Annotated in this window: 23 protein-coding genes and 2 tRNA genes; 18 read left to right on the top strand and 7 right to left on the bottom strand. The window is 59.8% G+C overall.

What is annotated here, in order from left to right; all coding sequences use genetic code 11:
- Positions 1–157 precede the first annotated feature (157 nt).
- Entirely contained in the window at positions 158–418 is a 261-nt protein-coding gene (locus AC13F2_RS10015; RefSeq protein WP_103023887.1) for a hypothetical protein, read from the top strand.
- A 54-nt stretch (positions 419–472) separates the two neighbouring features.
- On the opposite strand, the gene AC13F2_RS10010 is transcribed toward AC13F2_RS10015, so the two are convergent.
- On the bottom strand, positions 473–1672 hold the full coding sequence (locus AC13F2_RS10010) for an MFS transporter (protein ID WP_482964366.1): 1200 nt from the start codon (positions 1670–1672) through the stop codon (positions 473–475).
- Between the two features lie 202 nt (positions 1673–1874).
- Between AC13F2_RS10010 and AC13F2_RS10005 the strand changes: the two genes are divergently transcribed.
- Positions 1875–2063, top strand: coding sequence for a DUF1328 domain-containing protein (locus AC13F2_RS10005; protein WP_103022701.1), 189 nt, complete (start codon positions 1875–1877; stop codon positions 2061–2063).
- Between the two features lie 78 nt (positions 2064–2141).
- On the opposite strand, the gene AC13F2_RS10000 is transcribed toward AC13F2_RS10005, so the two are convergent.
- Positions 2142–2924 carry a GGDEF domain-containing protein gene (locus tag AC13F2_RS10000; protein ID WP_482964365.1) on the bottom strand — a complete coding sequence of 261 codons (783 nt, stop codon included), beginning with the start codon at positions 2922–2924 and terminating at the stop codon, positions 2142–2144.
- 454 nt (positions 2925–3378) lie between these two features.
- Between AC13F2_RS10000 and AC13F2_RS09995 the strand changes: the two genes are divergently transcribed.
- On the top strand, positions 3379–4317 hold the full coding sequence (locus tag AC13F2_RS09995) for a LysR family transcriptional regulator (protein ID WP_482964364.1): 939 nt from the start codon (positions 3379–3381) through the stop codon (positions 4315–4317).
- Positions 4318–4399: 82 nt separating this feature from the next.
- Here the strand turns inward: AC13F2_RS09995 and AC13F2_RS09990 are convergent.
- Positions 4400–4473: transfer RNA gene (locus AC13F2_RS09990), tRNA-Gly, on the bottom strand.
- A 53-nt stretch (positions 4474–4526) separates the two neighbouring features.
- Complete coding sequence (locus tag AC13F2_RS09985; protein ID WP_482964369.1) at positions 4527–5033, bottom strand: site-specific integrase; 507 nt, start codon at positions 5031–5033, stop codon at positions 4527–4529.
- 160 nt (positions 5034–5193) lie between these two features.
- On the opposite strand from AC13F2_RS09985, the gene AC13F2_RS09980 reads away from it, so the two are divergent.
- Positions 5194–5811, top strand: coding sequence for a class I SAM-dependent methyltransferase (locus AC13F2_RS09980; RefSeq protein ID WP_482964363.1), 618 nt, complete (start codon positions 5194–5196; stop codon positions 5809–5811).
- Positions 5812–6261: 450 nt separating this feature from the next.
- Here the strand turns inward: AC13F2_RS09980 and AC13F2_RS09975 are convergent, their stop codons facing one another.
- Positions 6262–6441: a hypothetical protein gene (locus AC13F2_RS09975; protein WP_482964362.1), complete on the bottom strand. Its 180-nt coding sequence runs from the start codon at positions 6439–6441 to the stop codon at positions 6262–6264.
- Between the two features lie 362 nt (positions 6442–6803).
- Positions 6804–6949 (bottom strand) — tRNA-Gly (locus tag AC13F2_RS09970).
- A gap of 239 nt (positions 6950–7188) precedes the next feature.
- Between AC13F2_RS09970 and AC13F2_RS09965 the strand changes: the two genes are divergently transcribed.
- From AC13F2_RS09965 to mmsB, 13 genes are all read left to right on the top strand, one after another.
- Positions 7189–7395 carry a hypothetical protein gene (locus tag AC13F2_RS09965; RefSeq protein ID WP_196846851.1) on the top strand — a complete coding sequence of 69 codons (207 nt, stop codon included), beginning with the start codon at positions 7189–7191 and terminating at the stop codon, positions 7393–7395.
- 145 nt (positions 7396–7540) lie between these two features.
- Positions 7541–8614 carry a PLP-dependent cysteine synthase family protein gene (locus tag AC13F2_RS09960; protein ID WP_482964361.1) on the top strand — a complete coding sequence of 358 codons (1074 nt, stop codon included), beginning with the start codon at positions 7541–7543 and terminating at the stop codon, positions 8612–8614.
- Between the two features lie 30 nt (positions 8615–8644).
- Positions 8645–9859 carry a DUF819 family protein gene (locus AC13F2_RS09955; RefSeq protein WP_482964360.1) on the top strand — a complete coding sequence of 405 codons (1215 nt, stop codon included), beginning with the start codon at positions 8645–8647 and terminating at the stop codon, positions 9857–9859.
- Positions 9860–9950: 91 nt separating this feature from the next.
- Complete coding sequence (locus AC13F2_RS09950; RefSeq protein WP_301642221.1) at positions 9951–11444, top strand: CoA-acylating methylmalonate-semialdehyde dehydrogenase; 1494 nt, start codon at positions 9951–9953, stop codon at positions 11442–11444.
- Positions 11445–11474: 30 nt separating this feature from the next.
- Complete coding sequence (locus AC13F2_RS09945) at positions 11475–11939, top strand: hypothetical protein (protein ID WP_482964359.1); 465 nt, start codon at positions 11475–11477, stop codon at positions 11937–11939.
- A gap of 11 nt (positions 11940–11950) precedes the next feature.
- Positions 11951–12253 carry an I78 family peptidase inhibitor gene (locus AC13F2_RS09940; RefSeq protein ID WP_475209688.1) on the top strand — a complete coding sequence of 101 codons (303 nt, stop codon included), beginning with the start codon at positions 11951–11953 and terminating at the stop codon, positions 12251–12253.
- Positions 12250–12648, top strand: a complete 399-nt coding sequence (locus AC13F2_RS09935; protein ID WP_482964358.1) for a RidA family protein — start codon at positions 12250–12252, stop codon at positions 12646–12648. The genes AC13F2_RS09940 and AC13F2_RS09935 overlap by 4 nt, the downstream gene beginning before the upstream one ends.
- A gap of 81 nt (positions 12649–12729) precedes the next feature.
- Positions 12730–13263, top strand: a complete 534-nt coding sequence (locus AC13F2_RS09930; RefSeq protein WP_482964357.1) for a hypothetical protein — start codon at positions 12730–12732, stop codon at positions 13261–13263.
- 172 nt (positions 13264–13435) lie between these two features.
- Entirely contained in the window at positions 13436–13969 is a 534-nt protein-coding gene (locus AC13F2_RS09925; RefSeq protein WP_482964356.1) for an HdeD family acid-resistance protein, read from the top strand.
- A gap of 111 nt (positions 13970–14080) precedes the next feature.
- Complete coding sequence (locus tag AC13F2_RS09920) at positions 14081–15235, top strand: acyl-CoA dehydrogenase family protein (protein ID WP_482964355.1); 1155 nt, start codon at positions 14081–14083, stop codon at positions 15233–15235.
- Positions 15232–16275 (top strand): enoyl-CoA hydratase/isomerase family protein, encoded by a 1044-nt coding sequence (locus AC13F2_RS09915; RefSeq protein ID WP_482964354.1) that lies wholly within the window; start codon positions 15232–15234, stop codon positions 16273–16275. Before AC13F2_RS09920 ends, AC13F2_RS09915 begins: the two co-directional genes overlap by 4 nt.
- Entirely contained in the window at positions 16272–17054 is a 783-nt protein-coding gene (locus tag AC13F2_RS09910) for an enoyl-CoA hydratase-related protein (RefSeq protein ID WP_482964353.1), read from the top strand. The genes AC13F2_RS09915 and AC13F2_RS09910 overlap by 4 nt, the downstream gene beginning before the upstream one ends.
- A 40-nt stretch (positions 17055–17094) precedes the next feature.
- On the top strand, positions 17095–17961 hold the full coding sequence (gene mmsB / locus AC13F2_RS09905) for a 3-hydroxyisobutyrate dehydrogenase (protein ID WP_482964352.1): 867 nt from the start codon (positions 17095–17097) through the stop codon (positions 17959–17961).
- Here the strand turns inward: mmsB and AC13F2_RS09900 are convergent.
- Complete coding sequence (locus AC13F2_RS09900; protein WP_482970465.1) at positions 17948–18670, bottom strand: Nmad3 family putative nucleotide modification protein; 723 nt, start codon at positions 18668–18670, stop codon at positions 17948–17950. The genes mmsB and AC13F2_RS09900 overlap by 14 nt on opposite strands.
- Before the next feature lie 37 nt (positions 18671–18707).
- On the opposite strand from AC13F2_RS09900, the gene AC13F2_RS09895 reads away from it, so the two are divergent.
- Positions 18708–19475: a hypothetical protein gene (locus AC13F2_RS09895; protein ID WP_482964368.1), complete on the top strand. Its 768-nt coding sequence runs from the start codon at positions 18708–18710 to the stop codon at positions 19473–19475.
- Positions 19476–19588: the final 113 nt, after the last annotated feature.

Raw genomic sequence — 19588 nt, 5'->3', positions numbered from 1 at the left:
TCGCGCTGGCGCCCTCGAGAATGGCCCGGCCGCCAAGCCGCACTGTGACACCATCGATTGTAAGCATGCGCGGCCCCCTAACAGCCTATCGTCGTTCCCCAAAGAAAATACGGACTGTGAAACTTGCAAGATTTGCGTCGTACGCTAGCCCGTCGAAATGGAGATGCAGGATCTGCTACAGCGGTACTTCGGCACGCCCGATCTGGCCAACGTCGATCCGGCTGCAATGCCGGCGGGGATCGATCGCATGCTTGTCGACCTCGGGCTTGAGCGCGACCGCGGCCGGCGGTTCGCGCTTTGGACATTGCTTTACATGCTGGATGCAGCGCCCGACCTTGATGTCGCATTCAAAGATGAAACCGATCGAGAGGCAGCGCGCAACATGATGGATATGATCGCCGCCGCCACGCCAGACTAAGGGCCCAGGAGACAAGTTGCCTTTAGCTACTGCGCGCCACCAAACGCGTTGCTGCTAGCTCGCTGTCAGCGCGCTTCGCTCCCGGTGACGTTCCAATTTGAATGCCACGCACAGGATCAGGATACCTCCCAGCGCGAGGCACAGGCCTACCCATCCCGGAGCGGTCCAGCCCATTCCGGCAGTGATGGCCAAACCCGCCAGCCAAGGACCTAGTGCGTTGGCGATGTTGAAGGCCGCATGATGGAGGGCGGCAGCCATAGTCTGCGCCTCGCCGGCGACATCCATCAGGCGAACCTGGAGAATTGGGCCGAGACCGCCGCCCATGCCGATGGCAAAGCAGACGAGAGATAGCAGCCAGAAATTCGTAGCAGCGAAAGTGAAGGCCGCGAGAAAGACTGCACTCCATGCAAGCAGGCCGATCGCTGCAGCCTTTAAAGAAATATCGGCAATCCAACCGCCCAGTAGATTTCCGACGAGAATTCCGAGTCCGAATATCGCGAACACCCACGGAACCGATGCAGGCGTTGCGCCGGTATATTCAGTAAGAACGGGTGCTAAAAAGCTGTATACTGCGAACAGGCCGCCGAAGCCCACCGCACCTGCTCCAAGCGTCAGCAGAACCTGCGGATGCGCCAATGCATGCATCTCGCGCCGCATGCTCCGCCCTACTTCCACTGGTTGTCGGGGGGCAAGGATCAGGAGCGCGGTGGCGGTCGCCAGGGCGATTCCCGAGACACCGCCGAATACGACGCGCCAGCCGACATGCAGGCCAAGCCAGTTGGCGAAAGGCGCCCCGATCACCGTGGCGACAGCCAGACCGGCCATCACGTAAGATGCGGCCGCGGCGCGCTTCTCCGGAAGAAGCGAGGCGGCCAAGAGCGCTGCCACCCCGAAGTAGGCGCCGTGAGGCAGGCCGCTAAGGAACCGGAAAGCGAGCAGCGTATGATAAGTAGGCGCCCACACTGTCGCCGCATTACCCATCGCGATCAGGACCATCAGCACAACCAGCAGACGCCGCCGCGGCCAACTCGCCCCGAGCAGCCCGAGGATCGGCGCGCCGACCACCACCCCGAGCGCGTAGGCACTTACGGCATGCGCTGCGACCGGTTCGGTAACAGCGAAGTCTGCTGCGTAAAACGGCAGCAGGCTCATGGCAGCGAACTCCGTCGTGCCGATCGCGAACCCGCCGAGGGCAAGAGCAAGAATAATGAAGGCTATGCGACCCGTTGAGAGTGGATCTGCGGAATGGGTCATGATGTGGTCTGTCGCGGGGAGTGAGGGGAAGATCGCGCTAGATCGGTAGCGGCGCAGCTTCGATCAAGCCCCACGGCACGTCTCCCGATATTTATCCTAGACGCCAACCGCCTCTGGCGTGTCCCCGATATTGGTACAGAGAGTTTGCCCCTCCGGAACGGGATGGCGCGTCGCATCGTTGGATAAACCAAAGGAGATCAACATGTTCGGTTGGGCCATTACACTTGCCATCATCGCACTCGTCGCAGCAATCCTCGGGTTTGGAGGCGTTGCAGGCTTTCTGGCAGATCTGGCCCTGATCATATTCGTCGTCGCCTTGATTGCGAGCGCGATCTTCTTCTTCCTGGGCTGGAAGGGAGCGAAGGCGGCTGCAGACAAGCTGAAACAGTGAGCCGCTTATTGTGAGTGAATGACCGAACCTAATAGCTGGCGAGGTCTGAATCTGCGGATCAGTCGTCGACCATGCTGGTCAATTCAACTGTGGGCTTGCCGCAGATAGACACCCCGGGTCGGTAGTCGGGAGATGTTGCATGTCCAGGCGCCCCCGTCCGGACCGTTTGACATCGTACATAAGGTTATCGGCCAGTCGGATCAGCGAACCTGGATCAGGATAGTTATCGGGGGGGATTACAATCCCGCCTGCACTTGTACTGACACCCCACGGTAGAGTTTCGATCGCTCCAACAAGCGAACTTTGAACACTCTCAGGCCTCGCCGGATCATTTGCGACCTGAAGAAAGACAAGAAACTCGTCGCCGCCAATACGCGCGACATGGTCTTTTTCCCGCAAGACACTTCGCAGGGCGGTGACGACATGACGCAGTACTTCATCGCCCCCCGAATGTCCGTAGCGGTCGTTGATCGATTTGAAGTGATCAAGGTCTAGAAATATCAGAGCTGTCGTGCGGTCGTCACTTTTTGCCTTCGCCAATTCCGCCCGAAGCATTTTCTCGAAACCGCGCGGTGTAAGCGCTCCTGTGAGCTTATCGATATTCGCCGCCTTTTCGGCGTCGTTAAACCCAGATCTCGCTCTGCTCACGCCCACTCCCGCGACGAGCATCATGGGGGCCAATAAATATGCTTCCCGCGGCATGTCATGCACCCAAGCTGAAATCAGCAAGGTGGCGCATGCCGACAGGATGATCAGGTGAGAAATCGGTTTGCGGAAGTGCCAGCAGGCGAAAGCCGTGAAGAGCAGATATCCGCACTGTGCAGATGCCGAGGAAGGTGCCGCGATCAGCGCGGGGATCAATAATATTTGCCCTGCCCAAAGGCCGTAGCCCAAGTGAGCCTGAGACAAACATCCCCGCGACCGAACGGCGCCGGAAGGGTCTCTGTCGAAGTTGTATGACTTGTCTCTCTGGCCCAACCGCATCGAGGCGAACTCCGCTCCTTACGGGTTGAATGCCGTCCCGGGCCACCCACGCACCCGGCAAGCTACGACCTCTCGCTGCGAACGTATAAGACCCACGACCAATTCCCCTGCTCAAACCCCAAATGCTTCGCCCATGCCTAACTTGCGCTAACTGGATTCGTGCATGGCTTACGCGCGCGATGAAGCAGTTGCCTTTCCGCATGGAAACCGTAGAAATCAGAATAGTGCATATTCCGATCGGTAATAATAACGACGAAGGCCTTGAACTTCTGAAGTAATTGCCCTGATCGAAGCAAAGCTAGCGATGACGTGGTATTTGCAGGGGCGATAAATGCTAGGTTCGAATGAGGCTCAAGAGAGCCAGAGCCGCGATTTGCGCAAGCTCGACCTTAATCTGCTTATCGTGTTCGAAACCGTCTACAAGACCGGCAGCGTCAGCGAGGCAGCCCGGGTTTTGGGTATGACTCAGCCTACTGTCAGTAATGCATTGGCGCGCCTTCGAGATCATTTCTCCGACCAGCTCTTTGTGCGCCGGGATCGTAGCATGAAGCCAACAGCGCGCGCCCGGGCTCTCCTACCTCCAGTGAAAGAAGCGCTGACCACTTTGCGGCGCGGCCTATCGCTCGAAACCGACTTCGATCTGATTACCGCCGACCGCCGGTTTCGGCTGCTCTTGCACGATTTCAGCGTACCGTCGGTTCTGCCGCCGATCATCAAAGCGCTTGATGATGCGCAGTCATCCTGCTCGGTCGAAGTGATTACGCCGGACTGGTCGCGACCGCACGAGGCGCTCACCAATGGCGATGCCGATATCATGCTCGACATTTCCCTGCACGATCAGCCAGGTGTCACGCTCGAGCCGCTTATGGACGGCGAGGCGGTCTGCGTCGTCCGGGAAGCCCATCCCACGATCGGGCACGCACTCTCGCCAGAGCAGTTCGCGGAGAACGGGCACGCCGTGGTCGAAAAGGAAATGCGTCTGCACCTTCCCACGGCGCGGCTGGTGATGGCGGCAGGGTTGGAACGCCGGGTCGTAGCCGTGGTACCGAATGCTGCCAGCCTGACGGTCACGATCGCAACGACAAACCTGATCGCGATAGTGCCGCGACGCTATGCCGAACTGGTGGCACCGATCTATCGCCTGAGAATACTTCCGGTCCCCTTTGAATATCCAAAAACCAAAATTTTCTTGGGTTGGGCCACAGAGCGCGCTGACGATCCAGGACTTCAATGGCTTCGCGGCCTGATCCGGGCGACCTTCGCAGCCTGACCAATTCCCGAGGTGCCAAACCAAACGCTGCACATCTCAAGGCTCGCTAGCCGGTGGTTATCTTGAGGCATGCGAAGAAATCTGGAGCGGGTGAAGGGAATCGAACCCTCGTCGTCAGCTTGGGAAGCTGCTGCTCTACCATTGAGCTACACCCGCAAAGCGTTGTAAAACATGTTAAACCGAGGCAACCGCATCGAGCGGTTTACAAGTCAGTTTACACCCGCTTTCATGATGCGCTCGCCGATTGCCACGATTGCCCGCGATTGGTCAACGTATGTTCTGCGGATACCGGACACCTTTTCGATAGACCATGCCATAATCTCCGCGACCTCTGCATCCGCCAGCCCTGACAGGATTAGGCGAGTGGCGAATGTGCCACGGAAATCATGTAGATGTTTGCGTTTCTTCTCCCCAGTGTCAGGATCCGTAAAAACGATACCTGCGGCGTCACGGAACCTATCGAATGACCCGCCGTAGCCGTCACCACTCCAAGGCTGACCACGACTGTTAACCAGCAGGGTGGTTACCCCCTCTGCCCGCTCTCGAGTATCGATTTCTTGGAGAAGGAGATCGAGCTCTGGTATCTTTGGCATCGAAGCGGTCCGGCGCCGACCACGACTAGTCTTCAACGTGCGCTTGACGATGGCAAATTCATAGACGTCCGACCGGCTCACCGTGACAAGATCTTCTCGTCGCGGACCGGTGACTGCGGTGATAATGTGGGTGGTTCAGCGAACATCAGCAAGCCAGTGGGTTGTGCTACCTGTCCCAGCGTAAGCCCAAAAAGTACGAAAGTAGACATGTTGTTATGGTCCGGTTAGACCCAGTCACTAACGCGTAGCGTGAATATACGCGATTTTAGGGGGACAATAGCAGATGGCCTATGTGCTGCAAAAATATACAGAAATCCCTGAAGCTAATCTCAAAAATTCCCGGCTCTACTCGAACCGGAGGGCCATGCTGGAAGCGCTGCCAGTAAAGGTCGGTGGCCGCGCCTTAGAAATCGGTGTTGCGCTGGGCGATTTCTCCCGCGTCATCATAGACCGCATGAGGCCCAAAGCGTTCTACGCCGCTGATATTTTCCAGATGCACGAGATGGAAGCCCATTGGGGCACGCCCAGCAGCGTCCTCTTCAAGGGCATGACACACGAAGGTTTTTTCCGGGATAGGTTTAAGGCTGATCCGGTGAGAGTGTTGGCCGGGCCGAGTAGCCAAACGCTAAACCAGATCGAGGACGACAGCCTTGACCTCATTTATGTAGATGCCGAACATACCTACCAACCGGTGAAAAATGATGGGCAAACCAGCCTGCGGAAGCTGCGCTCGGGTGGCATCATGATTTTCAACGATTATACGCTGTTCGACCAGTATATGGGCGTTGCCTATGGCGTCGTGCGGGCTGTGAACGAATTGGTTAATACCTACGACCTAGAGGTGTTAGGTCTCGCGTTGGAGATCAATATGTTCTGTGACATTGCGGTTCGAAAGCGTTGAGGAAAGCGAGCGCAGTATGAGGAAACCAAGCAGCACTCGGACCTTTGCGTGCACGGTCTGGGGATTATAAATCCATGCGCGTTGCCGCAGTTATGACCAATCAACTATCAAATCATTCTCCGTAATCCGCTATTTTCCCGGTAGCTCTCAGAAAAAATAGTAACAGCCATGCTCAAAGTGGCCGCCGCACTATCATTGATATGGTTTTTAGGTGCCGTTTTCACAATCGTTATGGCGCTCTCTAACGGTTCCCCACCGGTAGCAGTTACTGGACTGCGCAACGCGTTGCTCCCCTTTTGCGGTTTCTCCCTCTTCATCGCTCTTATATCGATCAGAAGAAAACTAACTGGAATTGATCGCCCACATAGCGTCGAGGAATAGCCTTGAACGACCGTCCGATATGGGATCGCTTACTGCCGATGCGCGTTCCCCACGAACCTTGCCCAATTGCTAGTTCGCGCACGCGCTTTTGATCACCAATGCTAGGCCGGTAAAAAATACGAGGGTGAACACTCCGAATGTGATCCGGAACTGGGCAGGGTTTTCTTTTTTGTCAGAGGTCTCACCGGCCAGTTCGCCGGGATTCCGCCAGTCAGCAGCGGGAATTAAATGAAAGGCGCTGACGACCATTAATAATACTCCGATTAACAAATTCAGCTCCTATTTTATCTTCGGCTAAATTGACGATAACAACAGCATCGAGGTCCGCAAATAGGGTGGTTCGCAACTACATAGATCGGCGCTCCGATCAGAGCGAGACGACCTTCTCACTCGCGTGAACGGCGCTATCGTCTGCACCGTGGTCTTCGCTGGAATTTTGGCCCGTCTATAAAACCTCGGTTACATCATGTTGGAGATGTTCCGCGGTACGCACTCTGAAAATCAAGCTCAGACAAACCTTACATTCGCAAACAACGATTGCTCGATCGGCAGCAATGGGTCGTTAGCGGAAAGGCAGCTTTCGGCCTCGTATGCTCCCGTTCCGGCCATGCGCGCGAGGGCAGGGTCGGTTTACAGCGCCCCCGCAAGCCATTGAAAAAAAGGGCCATTTTCGGTCGAGTTTACACCGGAAAGCGCAGAAGTCTGCGGTTGTCGTCAGCTTGGGAAGCTGCTGCTCTACCATTGAGCTACACCCGCGAACCATGTCCGACTTCACGCCGTATCGGCCATGCAACGCGACGAGGCGCCTGCCACGACAGGGCTCGATCAGTCAATATGGCTTGGCTGCCCCTACGTGTTGCACCAGCGAACCCGACCGAACCCAATTAGGGAATGAAATCACCATCTGGTAAGTAGGCTGCCGTTCACCATCACTGGACGGAGTCGCAGGCTTTCAACCGACCACTTGGCGGACTTCCCCGATCGGAGGGAGCTTATATGCATGACTATAATCTCGAATATGTGGATGACGACGGCATCGCCCAGACGATCTCGTTTTCTGCTCTTACGCCCAATGGCGCGCTGGATCGGGCCATGACGATCGCGCCTGGTCGGTGGGCGAAGCTGCGCGACGAAGCGGGCGATATCTGTCGGATCGAACGTCTGTCCCATTCTGCCGTGTGGCGTATCGCGCGCACGGCCTGACAGCCTTTTGTCGGCCGGCGCCGTCTGTCCTTTGCAGCGCGTGTATCGTCCGGCGTTGACCTGCCGCTAGCGCGATCTCCGACCAACCGCGGAAAACGTGTCCAGCGAGGGTTCCCTCCCGGGAGGAGGGCTATACAAGGCGCCAATGTCGACCAATCGTGAATGGGTGAACTGGGCCATCGGCCGGATCGAAGCCGATTTCCATCGGTCGGCCGATACCCATCTGATACCTTTGCCCGTTCCGGCCCTGCCGGATATCGCCATCTACCTGAAAGACGAATCCAGTCATCCGACCGGCAGCCTGAAGCATCGCCTTGCCCGATCGCTATTTCTGTATGGTCTGTGCAACGGATGGATTTGCGAACGCACCGCTATTGTCGAGGCGTCCAGCGGATCCACAGCCGTTTCGGAAGCCTATTTCGCCAGGATGCTCGGACTGCGTTTTATCGCCGTCGTTCCACGCTCGACAGCGCAGGCGAAGCTAGATGCCATTGCCTTCTATGGAGGGGAATGCCACTTCGTCGATCGGCCATGCGAAATATACGATGCAGCGCAGTCGCTCGCCGATAAGCTGGGCGGCCATTACATCGACCAGTTCACTTTTGCCGAACGCGCCACAGACTGGCGCAGCAACAACAACATTGCCGAATCGATCTTCGCCCAGATGGAGCGTGAGCCGCATCCCGTACCGCGCTGGATCGTGTGCGGTGCAGGCACGGGCGGGACGTCTGCAACCATCGGGCGCTTCGCACGATACAATCGTTTCGACACGCGCGTATGCGTGGCCGATCCGGAAGGATCCGTGTTTCACCGCCACTGGCAGGATCGCTCGATCGAGCGGGTGGATCATTCAGCGGGCTGCATAGAAGGCATCGGCAGGCAGCGGGTCGAGCCCAGCTTTCTCCCCGATGTGATCGACCGCATGGAAGCCGTGCCGGACGTCTGCTCGATCGCGGCGGCGCACGAAGTCAGCCAGCGTCTGGGTCGCCGCTGCGGCGGATCCACCGGAACGAACGTCTGGGCGTGCGCGAAGATCGCGGCGGAGATGGCCGAACGCGGCTGGAAAGGATCGATCGTGTCCATCCTTTGCGATGACGGCGCGCGCTATTCCGATACGATCTTCGATAGCGCATGGCTCGCTGCGCATGGTCTGGACATCATGCCGCAGCAAAAGAAAATCGCGCGTTTCTTCCAAACCGGCACATTCGCGGCCGAATGACATTCAGGCAGCACAAGGGGCCGCACGATCATGATCAGCGATGACAGGATAATCCTTGGCCTGCTGGCTCTCGTCCTCGCGTTCGTGTTCGCCACGCGCGACAGGCCCGGCTGGCAGCGATTCTACGTCTTCGTGCCGATCATCCTGATCTGCTACCTCGTACCCAGCCTGATGACGACCTTCGGCCTGATCGACGTGTCGCAGAGCAACCTGTGGCCCGTGGCGAAGGACTATTTCCTGCCCGCCGCGCTTTTCCTGATGACGCTCAGCATCGACATCAAGGGCATTCTGGGCCTCGGCAACAAGGCCATCATTATGTTCCTTACCGCCACCGTGGGCATTATCCTGGGTGGCCCACTGGCGCTGTGGATCGTTGCGCAGTTCGAACCATCGATTATCGGTTCCGGCGACACGGCAGCCTGGCGGGGCCTTGCCACGCTCGCAGGAAGCTGGATCGGCGGCGGAGCGAACCAGACCGCGATGCTCGAAGTCTATGGTTATCCTCTCGAAGGTTTCGCTGCGCTACTGGCTGTCGACATCATTGTCGCCGAAATCTGGATGATCTTCCTGCTCTATGGCGCTGGCGCGCATGAGCGGGTCGACCGCTGGCTGGGCGCGGACAGTTCTTCGATCGCCAAGCTGCGCGATACGATGGCCGACTACACGCAAAGTATCGAACGCGTCGCCAAGGCAAACGACTACGTCCTGCTATTCGGCATTACTTTTGCGGTTGTCGGCCTCTCGCATCTGCTCGGCGGCTGGCTCGGGAATTTCTTCGCCGAATTGCAGGGCGAAGAGGCGACGCTGGCCAGCGAATTTTTCTGGGTGGTGGTCATTTCGACCACTGTCGGCCTTGCCGCCAGCTTTACCCGCGCCCGCAAACTGGAGGGTATCGGGGCGAGCAAGTTCGGTGTGCTGTTCATTTTCCTGCTCGTTGCAGTAATCGGCACGCGAATGGATGTTACGAAGATCGCGGATGCTCCTGCTTTCATGGCGATCGGCTTCATCTGGATGCTGTTCCACGTGATACTGCTGCTGGTTGTCGCCAAGATCATAAAGGCGCCGTTTTTCTTCGTCGCGGTAGGTAGCAAGGCCAATGTCGGCGGGGCCGCGTCCGCACCGGTCATAGCCGCTGCATTTCACCCCGCCCTCGCCCCAGTCGGCGTGCTGCTCGCCGTGCTTGGCTATGCACTGGGAACATACGGCGCCATCCTGTGCGCGCAGATGATGGCAGGGGTCGGCTAGACCGCAGTTCGTGAAGGTTTCAGCCGATACCGGTTGATTTCGGACCTCTCGTGCGTATTGGCCGTTGCCAACGAAAGAGAGGATTTTTCCCATGCGTCAGGTTGACCATTTCATTGCCGGCAACAGCCCGGCAGCCACCCGCAAGCACAAGATCTGGAACCCGTCGACGGGCGAGGTTCAGGCCGAAGTTGCGCTGGGCGATGCTTCCCTGCTTGATCAGGCGGTTGCGGCTGCCAAGAAGGTCCAGCCCGAATGGGCCGCGACCAATCCGCAGAAGCGCGCCCGTGTCATGTTCGAATTCAAGCGACTGGTTGAAGAAAACAAGCAGCAACTTGCCGAGCTGCTCGCCAGCGAACATGGCAAGGTCGTGGACGATGCGCATGGCGATGTGCAGCGCGGGCTTGAAGTCATCGAATATGCGTGCGGCATTCCGCAGGCGCTCAAGGGCGAATACACGCAGGGCGCAGGCCCCGGCATCGACGTTTATTCGATGCGCCAGCCGCTGGGTATCGGCGCGGGCATCACTCCGTTCAATTTCCCGGCGATGATCCCGATGTGGATGTTCGGCATGGCGATCGCGGCGGGCAACGCCTTCATCCTCAAGCCGTCCGAACGCGATCCCAGCGTGCCCGTTCGCCTTGCCGAACTCTTCGTCGAAGCTGGCGCACCCGAGGGGTTGCTGCAGGTCGTCCACGGCGACAAGGAAATGGTCGATGCCATCCTCGATCATGAGGATATCGCCGCCGTCAGTTTCGTCGGTTCGAGCGACATCGCCCACTATGTCTACAAGCGCGGCGTTGCTGCGGGCAAGCGCGTGCAGGCCATGGGCGGCGCGAAGAACCACGGCATCGTCATGCCGGATGCCGACCTCGATCAGGTAGTCAACGATCTGGCCGGGGCAGCCTTCGGTTCGGCGGGCGAGCGTTGCATGGCGCTGCCCGTGGTCGTCCCGGTGGGCGAGGATACAGCGGACAGGTTGCGCGAAAAGCTCATCCCCGCGATCAATGCCCTGCGCGTTGGTGTCAGCACCGACAAGGACGCCCATTACGGTCCCGTCGTTACGCCCGAACACAGGGCGCGGATCGAACAATGGATCGACACGGCGGAAAAGGAAGGCGCCGAAGTTGTGATCGACGGTCGCGGCTTCAGCCTTCAGGGGCATGAAGACGGCTTCTTCGTCGGCCCGACCCTGCTCGACCGCGTAACCACCGACATGGAAAGCTACCAGGAAGAAATCTTCGGCCCCGTGCTGCAGATTGTGCGCGCCCGGGATTTCGAGGATGCCGTTCGCCTGCCTAGCGAGCATCAATACGGCAACGGCGTCGCCATCTTCACCCGCAACGGCCATGCCGCGCGCGAATTCGCCCATAGGGTGAATGTCGGCATGGTCGGCATCAACGTGCCGATCCCCGTCCCCGTCAGCTATCACAGCTTCGGCGGATGGAAGCGCTCTGGCTTCGGCGACACCGATCAGTACGGCATGGAAGGCCTCAAGTTCTGGACAAAAGCCAAGAAGGTCACGCAGCGCTGGCCAGATGGCGGCGGCGATGGTTCCAACGCCTTCGTCATCCCCACGATGGGATAAGACCTTTGGCAGGAGCGTTGGGGACTGATGATGACACGCAAAGCTTTCTCCTTCGCCCTGCCCATGGTCCTGCTGGCCGCCGCCTGTTCGGATAATTCCGACACCCCGCCCGATCCCGATGCCACGATGACGGTCGAACCCGATGGCGGCATCGGCGACGGGGCCGGTCCGCCCGAACCCGTCACGGCGGACACCGTCCCCGCTGCTTTTCTGGGTGTGTGGGATGCTGGGGGCGGCGATTGCGCCCCCGCTTCGCTCACCCGGATGGAAATCCTGCCCACCACATTCCAATTTTACGAATCGCACGGCGACGTAACCCGTATCGAGGTCGACAGTCCCGAAAAGATCGTCGTCTCGCTGGTGATGGAGGGCGAAGGCGAACAATGGCAGATGGCCCGTATGTTCACCCTTTCCGATAACGGACAGACGCTAACCCCGTCCGCTGTCGATCCCGAAGAACAGTTCGAACCCACCCCCCTGACGAAGTGCGAATAGGAGCCCCCGTAATGCGCATTCTCACCCTGGGCCTCATGGCCGTCCCGCTTGCTGCCTGTGCCACGACCCCGGCGCCCGATGCCCCGGCAGATCAACCGCCGCCCATGGCCGGGGCATGCAACGCTGACGCTGCGCAGTCGCATGTTGGGAGCACGGTTTCGGCGGCAATCGGCGCCACTATCCAGAAGGAAAGTGGTGCCCGGTCGCTGCGCTGGGGCCCGCCCAATTCGGCATGGACGATGGATTACCGCGAAGACCGCGTGAATGTCCGCTACGACGACGAGATGAAAATCACCGAAATCACCTGCGGGTGACACGCCGACACGCCTTCACCGGATCGCCCTACGAAGCGCAATTCGGCTTCGCTCGGGCGGTGCGGGAAGGCAATCGGATAGTCGTGGCCGGTACGGGACCGGTGGAAGACGATGGCTCGTCCACGCTCGGCGATGCAGCCGCTCAGGCCGAACGCTGCTGCGTCCTCATCCTGCGCGCCATCGAAGAACTGGGCGGCAGCGCCGATGATGTCGTACGCACCCGCATGCTGCTGACCGATCCGGCCGATCAGGATGCTGTCGGGGCGGTCCATGCCCGCTTTTTCGGCGAAGCGCGTCCGGCAGCGACCATGGCGGGCATCGCGTGGCTCTGCCGTCCGGAATGGAAGGTCGAGATGGAAGCGGAAGCTTTGCTGGGCATGCCACCGTCGCGCTGATTGTGCCCATGGTCTTGATTTGAACGTGGGACAGCACAAACGGTTGATCGCAAACGCCAAGGCATTTCCCGGAGATTGTTTATGAAGCCGCTGCTGTATCTTGCCCCGATTGCTCTAGCGGGCCTTGTCGCCTGCTCCCCGTCGGGCAATACCGATGAAACATCCGCGGATGCGACCGTTGAACCCACCCCGGCCGGAACTATCGAACCTGATCCGAACGGACCTGCGGTGAACCCCGGCGCTCCTGACGCGATGGGCGATACAGCACCCATCTCGAATGACAGGACCTTCCCTGTCGCCCTGCGTGGCAAATGGCGTCTGACCGATGGCCCTGCGCCCACCGCAGCGCAGTGCGAAGGGGCGACAGGCGATAATATCGGCAAAGTACTGGAAATCGACGAAACCCGCTTCAGTGTCTTCGAGAATGGCGGCAAGTTCACCGAAGTGAAGCAACGTGGGGCGGGCATGGTCCGCGCCATATTCGATACGACATATGCCGATACACCGACCAGTGCGGATCTGACATTCGCAGTCGATCCGGAAAACCGGACGCTTACGGTTACCGATAATGAAGGGCGGGACGAAGCGCGCGTTTACAGACGCTGTCCCGGCTGAAGCGCGCGCGGGCGGCAATCGGCACGGCTCCTGCTGCACACGGCTACCGCATTACGCCGCCCCGCCCCCTTTCCGGCGAAGCACTGCCTTATCATGATTTCCGCATGATCCGGCGCGGCCTTCGTGATATCGCTCGATTGGGTCGACGCATAATTGGGGGCATACAATTACAATGAAATCACATGTCTGGTGGATAATCGGCGGAATAATCGCTCTGATCGGCGGCTTCTTCGCTCTTCTCAATCCTGTACCTGCGACGCTCGCAGTGAACTTTTTCGCTGGCTGGTCCTTCATCATGTTCGGCATTCTCGCCCTCGTCGGCGTGTTCCAGCTCGACAGGGGACGCCACAAGATGTTCATGGCCATCTTCGGCCTTGCTGCACTGCTCCTTGGCATTTCGCTGATCGCCAATCCGCTCGCCGGCGTACTGACGCTTACCCTACTGGTTGCCAGCATCATACTCATCTCGGGTATTGCGCGGATATTCTCCGCATTTCATCTGCGCGGCACCCGCCTGTTCTGGCTGATGCTCGTCTCGGGCGTTATCTCTGTCCTCCTTGCAGTTCTGATCTTCGCGGATTTCCCAGCTTCCGCCATGAGCATTCTGGGACTTTTCCTGGGCTTCGAGCTTCTCTTCAGCAGCATCTCCATGTTTTCCATGGCATCTATCGCTGTACAGGCCGAAAAAGCCCGCGGGCGATCCTGATCTCACTGGCTGTGCCCGATCCATTCCAACGACCTTGGTAATCTGATCGGGCACCGCTCTCCCCCGGACGCCCCCTTCCCTCGCCTGTCCGGCGGCGCTACAGCGCGCCCCATGACGACGAATGCAGGACAATTCCAGCTCACCGAAGAACAGCTGCAGATCCAGGAAATGGCGCAGCGCTTCACGGCCGACAACATCACGCCCTTTGCCGGGGAATGGGACGAGAAATCGCACTTCCCTATCGACGTGATCAAGCAGAGCGCCGAACTCGGCTTCGGCGCGATCTACGTCAGCGAGGAATCAGGCGGTATCGGCCTCGGTCGGCTTGAAGCGGCGCTGATCATGGAAGCCATGGCCTATGGTTGCGCGGCGACCAGTTCCTTCATATCCATCCACAACATGGCCGCCTGGATGATCGACCGCTTCGGTGGTGAAGAACTCAAGGGCCGGTACCTTCCGGACCTCGTCACCATGAACAAGGTCGCCAGTTATGCCCTGACCGAACCGGGCAGCGGATCGGATGCCGCAGGTCTCAAGACCACCGCGAAGCTTGATGGCGACCACTACGTGCTGAACGGAACCAAGCAGTTCATCTCGGGCAGCGGCTTCAACAATGTCTATGTCACGATGGTCCGCACCGGCGAACACAAGACCAAGGGGATAAGCTGCCTCGTGATCGACAAGGACACGCCCGGCGTGTCTTTCGGAAAACCGGAGAAGAAGCTCGGCTGGAATGCCTCACCCACCGCACAGCTCATCTTTGAAGATGCGCGCGTGCCGGTCGCTAATCGTGTCGGGCCGGAAGGCGATGGTTTTCGCTACGCCATGGCGGGGCTCGACGGGGGACGCCTCAACATCGGCGCCTGTTCGCTGGGCGGCGCACAGCGCTGCCTCGACGAAGCGGTGAAATACACCAAGGAACGGCAGCAGTTCGGCCAGCCGATCGCGGATTTCCAGAATACCCAGTTCATGCTGGCCGACATGGCTACCGATCTGGAAGCTGCCCGCGCGCTGCTTTATCTCGCGGCGGCCAAGGTCACCGACAACGCGCCGGACAAGAGCAAGTTTTCCGCCATGGCCAAGCGGCTGGCGACCGATAGCGGCAGCAAGGTGGTCAACGACGCGCTGCAACTCTTCGGTGGCTACGGCTATCTCAAGGAATATCCGATCGAACGCTTCTGGCGCGATTTGCGCGTTCATTCGATCCTCGAAGGCACCAATCAGGTCATGCGGATGATCGTCGGGCGGGAGATGTTGAGACAATGACTGAAGACGTAAACATTCATGTCCACGGCCACGCCGGCCATCTTTCGCTCAATCGCCCCAAAGCGCTGCACGCGCTGACGCTCGACATGTGCCATGCAATCAGCGCTGCACTGACCGACTGGGCGGATGACGAAGCCGTGCAGGCCGCCATTCTCGATCATGCTGAAGGACGCGGTTTCTGTGCTGGCGGGGACATCAACCTCCTGCGCAATTCGGCGCTTAACGACGGCGGCAAAAGTGGCCGGGAATTCTTTCACGACGAATACCAGCTCAACCACCAGATGTTCGAATATGAAAAGCCCATCGTGGCTTTCATGGACGGCATCACCATGGGCGGCGGCGTGGGCATCGCCATGCCCTGCAAGTACCGGGTCGCGACCGAACATACCCGCTTTGCCATGCCGGAAACGGGCATCGGCCTGTTCCCGGATGTCGGCGGAGGCTGGCACCTGTCGCGTCTTGGCGGGCGGCTGGGACAGTTTCTCGCGCTTACGGGCGCGCGACTAGACGGCGCGGAATGCGTCTGGGCGGGAATTGCCACGCACTATCTCGACACCGATGATCTGGCCGAAGCCAAGTCGCGCATCGCCGCCGGTCACGAACCGGGACAGGTGTTGAGCGCGCTTGCCAAGACCCCGCCAGCCGCGCGCCTCGAAGGCAATGAAGCTGCCATCAAGAAACACTTCGCTTCCGACCGCTACGAGGACATCCTCGCAAGCCTCGAGGCGGACGATAGCGAATGGGCGGCGAAAGAACTCGCGACGCTGCGCACAAAGAGCCCGCAGACCTGCAAGGTCGCACTTCGGCAGCTTCAGGAAAGCGAACAGCTCGACAGCTTCGCCGACAACATGCGCATGGAATACCGCATCGCCAGCCGCGTCCTTACCCGTCCGGATTTTTCGGAAGGCGTGCGCGCAGTGATCGTGGACAAGACCAACGACCCCAAATGGGACCCGGCGACGCCCGAGGGCGTGAGCGAGGAACTGCTCGACCAGATCTTCGCCCCGCTTCCCGCCGACGAGGAATGGAGACCCCTATGAGCTATGAAACCATCATGGTCGAACAGCGCGATGCCGTGACGCTGATCACCCTGAACCGCCCCAAGGCGCTGAACGCGCTTAACAGCAAGGTCCTGGAAGAACTGATCGATGCGTTCGCCGCCTATCAGGCCGACGACAGCCAGCTGTGCGCCGTGCTGACCGGCTCGGGCGAGAAGGCATTCGCCGCAGGCGCCGACATCAAGGAAATGAGCGAGAAGGACGCAGCCGACTTCTATCTTGAGGACTTCTTCGCGCCCTGGACCAGCGAGATCGTGAAGAAGACCCGCAAGCCGTGGATCGCCGCGGTCAACGGCTTCGCGCTGGGCGGCGGATGCGAACTTGCGATGATGGCCGATTTCATCATCGCATCGGAAAACGCCAAGTTCGGCCAGCCGGAAATCAAGCTCGGCGTTGCGCCGGGCATGGGCGGCTCGCAACGCCTCACCAAGGCCGTCGGCAAGTCCAAGGCCATGGAAATGTGCCTGACTGGACGCATGATGGATGCCGAGGAAGCGGAGCGCAGCAATCTCGTCGCCCGCGTCGTGCCGCACGATCAGCTTCTCGACGAAGCAATGAAGACAGCGAAGCAGATCGCCTCGATGCCGCCGATGGCTGCGATCGCGAACAAGGAAATGGTCAACGCCGCTTTCGAAACCGGCCTCGATCAGGGCCTGATTGTCGAACGACGCATCTTTCAGATCCTCGCCGCGAGTGAGGACAAGAAGGAAGGCATGGCCGCCTTTGTCGAAAAGCGCGAAGGCCAGTGGAAGGGTCGCTAAGCCGATCCCCTCGGAATAAAAGAATACCCGGAGAGAGAACATGAAAATCGCCTTCATCGGCCTCGGCAACATGGGCGGCGGCATGGCCGCGAACCTCGTGAAGGCGGGGCACGAAGTGAACGCCTTCGACCTGTCGCAAGAAGCGCTGGCAACAGCCAAGTCCAACGGCTGTGAAACTTTCGCAGATCCGGGCGAGGCCGTCCAAGGCGTCGACGGCGTCGTGACCATGCTGCCGAATGGGGAGATCGTAAAGTCGGTCTACGAAGGCAGCGTGATCGGCAAGGCTCCGCAAGGGGCCGTCCTGCTCGATTGTTCGACCATCGACGTTGCCACCGCCAAGGAGGTGAACGCAGCGGCCGAGGCCGCCGGATATGACATGGTCGACGCGCCGGTTTCAGGCGGGATCGCGGCGGCCAACGGCGGCACGCTCACCTTCATGGTCGGCGGGACCGAGAAGGCTTTTGGACGTGCCGAAGAGGTGCTTCAGGCCATGGGCAAGGCCGTCATCCACGCCGGCGATGCGGGTGCGGGCCAGACGGCGAAGATCTGCAACAACATGCTGCTCGCCATTTCCATGATCGGCACTGCCGAAGCCATGAAGATGGCTGAAAGGCTGGGGCTCGACCCGCAGAAATTCTACGAGATTTCCAGCCAGTCGTCGGGCTACTGCTGGTCGCTCAACGCCTATACCCCGATGCCCGGTGTCGGCGTGGAAAGCCCGGCGGACAAGGATTACAAAGGCGGCTTCGCTACCGGTCTGATGCTCAAGGACCTGCGTCTCGCGATGGAAGCCGCACAGACCGCCGATGCGTCCACCCCGTTGGGCGCCCACGCGAAAGAGCTTTACGAACAGTTCGCCAAGGACAACGCCGGCCTCGATTTCTCGGCGATCATCAGGACGCTCTGATTTCATCGAGTACCCGCGCGAGCCATTCGCGCGGGGCCTTGCGCCGGCCGACATCGGCTACGAATTCCTGTCCGCGGGCGACGCTTTTCAACCTCCCGCCCCGCAGCCAGCGGTCGGCGCGGTCATGATAGCTCAGCCCACCGCGCGCCATCCAGGGCGGCCTCTCCCACACGGATGGCGGCGCGCCCGCAGCAGTCAGGCGCAAGGCACCGCTGGCCCGCCGAGCCTCTTCGCCCGGGCCTGAATATATCGTGTCGTTCGAAGCATGCATGGCGAGGGCATGCGGGTGTCCATGCTCGATCAGTCGGTCCGGAACGTCTCCCGTCAGGTCGATCACCTCACCGACTTCGAGATAGCCGAAGATGCGATGATGCGGATCGCCCCCGTCTTCGCGAAACAGTCCGAAGAACAGGAAGACATCGCCTAATCCTACGCCGCGATTGGAAAGGTGGGTTTGCGCCGCGCCGCACTGGCCGAACAGGCAGGTGCCATCGCTGAGGAACATCGGGTCGTGATGGCACAGATCGTCTGCTCCAAGCCGCCCTCTGCTGGCCTTGGCTGCATGAGCGCCGAGACCGAGATCGCCAAATGTGGTGCGGGAGGCTGCTCCTGCGGGTATCGGCAGGCTCAACGGACGCCCACCGACGATCGGCGAAGGCCCACCGCCCGACGCGCTATCGAACCCCTTGCGTGAAAAGATGATCCGCATGCCCCTCCAGTGCCCGAGGGCCGGTACAGTGACAACCATGACCGTCGCGCCTATCTGCGCTGGCATGAGCAGCGTTTACGATGGCAAGGTCACTGCCCTGATCGTGGCCGGGACAAGCTCCGCGGCGCTCGATCCGCTGGCCGAGCGCGCTGGCGTGTCTCACAGATACCTGGTTCCCGTCGATGGCATCCCCATGATCGAGCGGCTTGTCATGAATGCCGCCATGAGCCCGCGCATCGGCGCAATCCGCATCGCCGCACGCGAGGCCGATGAAATCGCAGCCATTCCGTCGATTGCAAAGCTGGTCGATAAAGGACGGTTGGCGCTCACCCCAGAAGCGTTCGACATGGTCGATAGCATGTTCGCAGACGCCGATGGCGCGAGCTATCCGATCCTGATCACGACGGCGGACAACTGCCTGTGGCTACCCCGGGACTTCACCGAGTTTGCCGACAAGGCCATCGCGAGCAAGGCCGCTGCTGCTTCCGCGATTGCCCGCAAGGAAGACGTGATCGCGGTCGATCCGGTCAGGCAGGAGCGAAGCTACGAATTCTCCGAAGGCAGATATTCGAGCTGCAACACCTACTGGATCGCCGATGCCTGCGCACTTTCCGTGGCACAGATCATGTGCAGCGGCGGAGAGTTTGCGAAGGATACCGGCCGCATGGCCGAAGCGGCGCAGCGCGACGGCTTCGAACTCGCTCCGATCGTGATGGAGCACGGCTACTGCGCGATCGCCGTAAACGATGAGCACAGTTTGCACGTCACCCAAAAGCTGCTGATGAAACGCCTCGCCACGGCCTGACAATCAGACCGCACCGACGTGCCGCCCTATCCGCCAGCGTCTGACCGGGCGCTGTATCGACGCGGTGCTGGATGGGACGACGCCCAGGGATATGCCCGCGGGCTCGCCGCCCG

This window comes from Qipengyuania sp. L-5Y (genome assembly GCF_056859455.1).
Note: the sequence above shows the minus strand (reverse complement) of the source record. Positions and strands in the feature narration are given on the sequence as shown.